The following is a 1,843-nucleotide window of genomic DNA, read 5'->3' on the forward strand; positions in this document are numbered from 1 at the left end:
CGTCCCGGCCGCTGGCCGCGCAGGCCGTCGGCGACGGTGGCGCAGGGCGGCAGTTGGACCGGGTGGCCCTCGGTCAGGGAGCGGGCGTAGCGGGGGGTCAGGGCCGGTTCGACGCCGACCACCCGGACCGGGTGGCCGGCGGCGGCGAGACAGACGCCCGCGAGGAGTCCGCCGCCGCCGGTCGGGACGTAGACCGTCTCGGTGCCGGGGGCGTCGGCGAGCAGTTCGGTGCCGACCGTGCCCTGCCCGGCTACCACCAGGGGGTGGTCCGAGGAGGGCACGAGGGTGGCGCCGGTCTCCTCCGCGAGCCGGCCGGCCCGCTCCTCCCGCTCGGCCACTCCCCCGCCCACCTGGACCGTCTCGGCGCCGAGCGCGCGGATGACGGCTGCCTTGGCGGGGGCCGCGCCCGCCGCGAGGACGACGGTCAGCCGGATGCCGAGGGAGCGGGCGAGCCAGGCGAGGGCGATGCCGTGGTTGCCGGACGAACCGGTGACGACCCGGTCGGCGTCCAGCGCCAGGACGGCGTTGGCGGCTCCGCGCATCTTGAACGAGTGGCCGGCCTGCCGGTGTTCGGCCTTCAGCAGCAGATCCGGTCCGTGGGCCGCCGTCACCGGGCCGTGCAGCAGGGGCGTGCGCAGGACATAGGGGGCGATCCGGGTGGCCGCCGCGGCGACGTCGGCAGGACCGGGCAGGGTGCCGGCCGCGGCCGGCCGCAGGCCGGTGGCGGTCACGGGGCACTCCCGACGACCAGCCGGCGACGGTCCGCCTTGCCGCCCCGGGTGGTGGGCAGCGTGTCGTGGCGCTGGAACCGGCGGGGCATCAGGTGCGGCGGCAGCGAGCGGGCCAGGTGGGTGCGGAGCTCCGCGTCGGCGGTGGCGGTCAGGTCTCCGGTGACATGGGCGGCCAGGTACGTCCGTCCCCGGTCGTCGGTGTGCGCGGTGACCGCGGCGCCGCTGACGCGCGGGTGGGACAGCAGGGCGCCCTCGATCTCGGCGGGGTCCACCCGGTGGCCGCGGATCTTGACCTGCCGGTCGGTGCGGCCGACGTAGGTCAGGCCCTGCGGGCCCCACCGGCCGAGGTCACCCGTGCGGTAGAGGCGGGCGCCGGGCGGGCCGAAGGGGTCGGGCAGGAAGTACTCGGCGGTACGGGCCGGGCACCCGCCGTAACCTCGTGCCACGCCCGCGCCGCCGATGTACACCTCGCCCACGTCGCCGTCGGGGACCGGTGCGAGGCCTGCGTCGAGCACCCGGACGACCGTGCCCGCCCGGGGCGTGCCCACCACGTCGGCGGCCGTGTCGGGATCGGCCGGGACGGCGTGGCGGGTGGTGGTCATGGTGCACTCGGTCGGGCCGTACTGGTTGACGAGCGTGCCCGGTACCGCCCGCCGTCCGCCGGCCGTGAGGAACGGGCGCAGGGACTCGCCGCTGGAGGCGACCAGGGTGACGCCGGCCAGCGGGTCGGCCGGGTCCGGCTGCCCGGCCAGGTGGGACAGGAAGGACGGGGTGACGCTGAGCAGCGCGGTCACCCGGTGTTCGCGCACGGTACGGGCGAAGTCGCCGGGGCGCAGCAGCCGGGCGCGTTCCACGATCACCAGCCGGGCTCCGGCCAGCAGTGGGGCGAAGGTGTCCCGGATCGAGGCGTCGTAGCCGAGCGGCGCGGTCTGCAGGGCCACGGTGTCCGGGCCGAGGCCGAAGGCGCGTGCGGTGTCGCGCAGGTAGGCGTCGAGGGCGTGGTGTTCGACCAGGACCGGGCTGGGTTCCCCGGTGCTGCCGGAGGTGTGGCTGACGTAGGCCAGGGCCTGCGGGTCGACCGGCGGGGGCGGCGTCGCGGGATGGTCCGGCGG

The 1,843-nt window shown here is 77.3% G+C and carries 2 protein-coding genes; both read right to left on the bottom strand.

Annotation, left to right across the window (positions count from 1 at the left end):
• On the bottom strand, positions 1–731 hold a 731-nt coding region (locus AOK11_RS34840; RefSeq protein WP_055597657.1), incomplete at its 3' end, for a threonine ammonia-lyase.
• Positions 728–1,843 (bottom strand): amino acid adenylation domain-containing protein (locus AOK11_RS34845; RefSeq protein WP_055597658.1); only part of this gene is annotated, 1,116 nt, incomplete at its 5' end. The genes AOK11_RS34840 and AOK11_RS34845, both read right to left, overlap by 4 nt.

The sequence above is a fragment of the Streptomyces hirsutus genome, from assembly GCF_001418415.1.
GTDB classification, from domain to species: Bacteria; Actinomycetota; Actinomycetes; order Streptomycetales; family Streptomycetaceae; genus Streptomyces; species Streptomyces hirsutus.